General features: G+C 44.7%; 4 protein-coding genes. All 4 read left to right on the forward strand.

The features are described 5' to 3' along the window. The coding region (locus PX481_RS27425; protein WP_288097101.1) for a hypothetical protein at nucleotides 1-182 on the forward strand (182 nt) is incomplete at its 5' end. Nucleotides 183-445: 263 nt separating this feature from the next. Continuing rightward, nucleotides 446-1,324 carry an Hpt domain-containing protein gene (locus PX481_RS27430; protein ID WP_002761622.1) on the forward strand — a complete coding sequence of 293 codons (879 nt, stop codon included), beginning with the start codon at nucleotides 446-448 and terminating at the stop codon, nucleotides 1,322-1,324. Nucleotides 1,325-1,753: 429 nt separating this feature from the next. Next, entirely contained in the window at nucleotides 1,754-3,739 is a 1,986-nt protein-coding gene (locus tag PX481_RS27435; protein ID WP_223213053.1) for a BamA/TamA family outer membrane protein, read from the forward strand. 85 nt (nucleotides 3,740-3,824) lie between these two features. After that, entirely contained in the window at nucleotides 3,825-4,664 is an 840-nt protein-coding gene (gene lpxC, locus PX481_RS27440; RefSeq protein WP_002761626.1) for a UDP-3-O-acyl-N-acetylglucosamine deacetylase, read from the forward strand. The last annotated feature ends 215 nt before the right edge of the window (nucleotides 4,665-4,879 follow it).

Raw genomic sequence — 4,879 nt, forward strand, 5'->3', positions numbered from 1 at the left:
AAGCATTTCACGATTCCATAAGCAAAAATTATCACACAAAGTCGAGAAGAGCCAGTCATGAGCAAGCTAGAGGTTTAAAGACTGAGCGGGTTCCAATTATTTTTATTCATAAATATTTTACACAATTCATACCAGGTAAGCAAGAGGGCTACGCCACTACTACCAAATCATTACCATCTTAGATAGTCAACAACTCAGTTTCCTCTTATCAAGAATAATTTCTAGTCAGCTTGCTCCCATCCCCGATTCTTTTCTTAGCTTTTTGCCTGCCGTTGTATCGATCTATTTTAAGCAAGAGAAGCTGAGAACCCTTGTGGGCAGGCTTTTGAACTTAGCTTGTGTCCGTCTGGGCCAGTTTTCCTAGCCATTGCCCCATAACTGATATATTTCCTGAAAAACTGGGCAATCTAGGACTAGACAGCATCGTGATAAGGGGGATAAGACCTTGGACTCCGCTAACGCTCAGAAAATTCTCGGCTATTTCATCGAAGAAGCCAAAGAACACCTGGAAACTTTGGAACAGGGGATTTTAGACTTAGGCAATCTCGTGAACAATACTGAACAGATGAACGAGATGTTTCGTGCCGCCCATTCCATTAAGGGGGGAGCGGCCATGTTAGGTTATGGCAGTATCCAAAAAACTGCTCACCGTCTTGAGGATGCTTTTAAAATACTGAAAGAAAATCCCATACAAGTGGATAAAAAATTAGAATCTTTGTTCCTCAAGGGTTATGATCTGCTTCAGATATTGATCGATAAGCTGTCCAGTCCATTAGGTTTGCAAGCCGAGGAAGCTAACGCTATCCTTAAAAAAGGTGAACCGACTTTTGCCGAATTACAGGCCCATCTTAACTATCTTCTCGACCCCCAAAAATTTACCCCAGCTGTTGCGACAGCGTCTTCTATCTCCATCCGCGTCAGAGATATCCTCAAACAGATGTTACAACTGTTCAAACAGGAAGAAACCAGTGCTTCCCGTCAGCAATTACAAAAGTTAACTTTATCTCTGTCTCAATTGGCTTCAGAACAGCAAAAGTGGCAATATTTAGTTAAAAATGCCGAATCAGCCCTGGCTAACCCCAAACATTCCTACCGCACTCTCGCCCCGGTTATTATTAAAGAATTAAAACAAGCCGGTGATTTACTAGAATGGGGTCGCGGGGAAGAAATCACCGTCAGTCAGGAATTGCAATTATTAGCCGCCGCCAAATTACCACAAATCCTAATTACCCTAGAACCGGAATTAGTAGCTAGTACCCTGCTGCAAATGTTCAATCGCCAACAGGTCTCGCAACTGGTACAGTTATTAAAAACGAGACGTTGACATCTGCCCGGGTGTAAAAAGCTGGGGGATTCCCACAAGAATAAACTTAATTGTTTTTAATTTTGGTGAGTTAGGAAGATATGTATTTAATTGTGCGCCAACCGAGTTGGCAATAATCCCAGAGGGTGAATTGGAATAGAGCCAAACCAGAAAAAGCTAAGATATGGCAAGATAAAAACTTAATGCTGACGGCTGACCCATATCAGACCTGATGCAGTATCTCTTGAGTCACCGGTCAAGCTGGGATTTACTGAGAGTAAGCAATCTGCTAGAGTTTTAACGTTCGTTAAATTTCTCGGGCAGAGAAAACAAAAAAACCATAATGGTGTTACTGGGTGTGTGGAAGTGCTTAAAAATCTCAATTTTTCGGGGCGATATTCCTCGCTGGCTCTGCTGCTGGCTATTTTCGGATTATTTCACGGGACGGTAATGGCCGAAGAAGAACCGCAAGAAATGGTTTTTCCCCGCATCGAGCAGATAGTACAGTCGCCTCCTGCGACGGGAGAAACTACGCCACCCGTGGCAGCACCGACGGAAACCCCGACGGAAACCCCAAGCCCTGCAGAAACTCCCACAACAGCCCCACCGGTGCCGGCGGAGGAGTCGCGAGTTTTGGTGGCCGAAGTGGTAGTACAGGGGGCCGATCGAGAATTAGAAAATCTAGTTTATAATACCATTCGCACCCGACCAGGACGAAGCACGACTCGATCGCAATTACAAGAAGATATTAACGCCGTTTTTGCCACGGGCTTTTTTGCCGATGTGCGGGCAGTTCCCCAAGATACGCCCCTAGGGGTGCGAGTCACCTTTGAGGTGCAACCTAACCCCGTTTTTCAGGGTGTACAGATTCAAATTGCCCCGGAAACCATGGACAAATCGATTTTACCTGCCGGGGTGGTCGAGGAAATTTTCGCTAGTCAATACGGCAAAACCCTGAATTTACGGGAATTACAGGCGGGGGTAAAAAAAATCAATGACTGGTACAGTAAAAACGGCTATGATCTGGCCCAGGTAATCGGTGCGCCGCAAGTCACTCCCGATGGTAGGGTGATTTTGGTCATTTCCGAAGGTTTAATCGAAAAAATTCAAGTACGCTACTTTAACGTCGAACAGGAACCAGTCAAGGGTAAAACCAGAGAATTTATCATTACTAGGGAAATGCGCCTAAAAGCGGGGGATATTTTCAACCGCAATACCGCCCAACAGGATTTACAGCGTGTTTTCGGTCTCGGTTTATTCGAGGATGTGCGTCTGTCTTTTTCCCCCGGCAGCGACCCAAGGGAGGTGATTGTTAACGTCGATGTGGTGGAAGGTAATACTGGTTCCCTGGCTGCTGGGGGTGGTATTAGCTCGAATGCGGGCTTATTCGGCACTGTAAGCTATCAACAGCGCAATTTTGGCGGTAATAATCAAACTTTAGGGGCAGAAGTCCAGTTAGGGGAACGGGAATTTTTATTTGATCTGAGTTTTTCCGATCCTTGGATTGCCAAGGATAATTTCCGCACTTCCTACACGGTGAACGTTTTCCGGCGACAGTCGATTTCTCTGGTTTATGATGGGGAGAATTCCTCGATTCGGACGCTTAACGATAATGATAGTCCCCGTATCGTCCGGACGGGTGGTGGTATTACTTTTGTCCGTCCTTTGGCCCCCGATGTGTTTACGAAACCAAAATGGGTGGTTTCCCTAGGCTTTAACTATCAACAGGTACAGGTGCAAAATGCCAATGGTGACATCTCCCCCCTGTCTGCACCTCTCAATGGTTTTGGCAGTCAACAACTGGCTTTTAGTTCCTCTGGGATCGATGATCTACTTTCCCTAAATATTGGCGCTATTCGAGATTTTCGCGACAATCCCCTGCAGCCCACCAGTGGCTCTTTCCTGCGTCTAGGTTTAGAACAAACTATTCCGGTCGGTTCTGGCAGTATTTTCGGCACTCGTGTTCGGGGTAGTTATAGTTACTTTATCCCCGTTCGGTTTATTAATTCCTTTAATCTCTTTGAAACCGATATTTTTAAAGGTCAGCAATCCCTCGCTTTTAATGTGCAAGCAGGGACAGTATTAGGCGATTTACCCCCCTACGATGCTTTTATTGTGGGGGGTAGTAACTCTGTACGGGGTTACGCCGAGGGAGAAGTGGGTAGCGGTCGCAGTTATTTCCAAGCGACGGCCGAATATCGTTTTCCCATTGTCGCAATTATCGGGGGGGCGTTATTTGTCGATTTCGGGACTACTATTGGTTCCCAAGGCGATGTCCCCGGTCAACCCGGGATTGTCCGGGATTTACCCGGTACTGGTCTCGGTTACGGTTTAGGTGTTCGGGTACAATCTCCCGTCGGCCAAATTCGGGTTGACTTCGGTTTTAATGTCGATGGTGGTTCTCGTCTCCATTTCGGTATCGGGGAACGATTCTAATCAGTTATCAGTTATCAGTTATCAGTTATCGATAAATTTAGTTATTTTTGCTGTTCACGGATAAAAGCTTTATTACTTAATAATTATGGTTTCTACTATCGCTAAACAATTTGAATTATCGGGAATTGGACTGCATTCGGGGGAGATAACAAGGGTGCGCGTCTGTGGGGCAAATCCGGGGGAAGGACGTTATTTTGTCCGCAGAGATTTAGCCAATCAACCGATTATTCCCGCTCTAGTTTCTTCGGTTTACCAAACAACTTTATCAACGGAATTGAGACGAGGAGAAGCAAAGGTTAGAACCGTTGAGCATTTATTGGCAGCCTTAACCGCTTTGGGGGTAGAGGATGCTCGCATTGAGGTGGATGGTGCGGAAATTCCCCTCCTTGATGGTTCGGCCAAAATCTGGGTAGAAGCGATCAAAAATGCTGGTTTAGATAACTCTTTTTCTCCATCAGATTTAACTATTTCTCAACCGATTTGGTTGTACGAAGGAGATGCTTTTGTGGCGGCGATTCCTTCCCCTGAATTACGTTTTACCTACGGCATCGATTTTACCTATAAACCGATCGGTAATCAATGGTATAGTTGGAGTCCTGATCGGGAAAGTTTTAGTCAAGCGATCGCATCAGCCCGGACTTTCGGTTTTGCCGATCAAATTGAATATTTACAAAAGGCTGGTTTAATTAAAGGAGGCAGTTTAGAAAATGCTTTAGTCTGCGATCAAAATCAATGGTTAAATCCTCCTTTACGCTTTGATAATGAGCCAGCAAGACATAAATTATTGGACTTAATTGGTGATTTGAGTTTACTGGGAACTATTCCCACCGCTCATTACATGGCTTTTAAAGCCAGTCATAAACTTCACGTTCAATTAGCGATCGCAATCACAAAATACAAGAATGAATGTTCTACCTTAAGTTGATGCAACAACACTCAAATTTTAGATCATCAAACTAAGTGGTCTGTCAAGATGTTATTGACGGATACAATCTTTTTACCCACATTCCGCACCCTAAAGTGTCACATTGAAAATTTTATCTAAATCGTCAAAACGATTGCCGGCTCTGAATTACAGGCTAATTTGTTTGCCCAGCAGATGCACAATTAGCCCTAAAAATCTGATAGCTCTGATACCAA

The sequence above is a fragment of the Microcystis sp. M53603_WE2 genome, from assembly GCF_030065435.1.

Coding starts and splice junctions, on each gene's coding strand:
- lpxC (WP_002761626.1), top strand. CDS start 3,825: ATGGTTTCTACTATCGCTAAACAATTTGAATTATCGGGAATTGGACTG.
- PX481_RS27435 (WP_223213053.1), top strand. CDS start 1,754: ATGGCCGAAGAAGAACCGCAAGAAATGGTTTTTCCCCGCATCGAGCAG.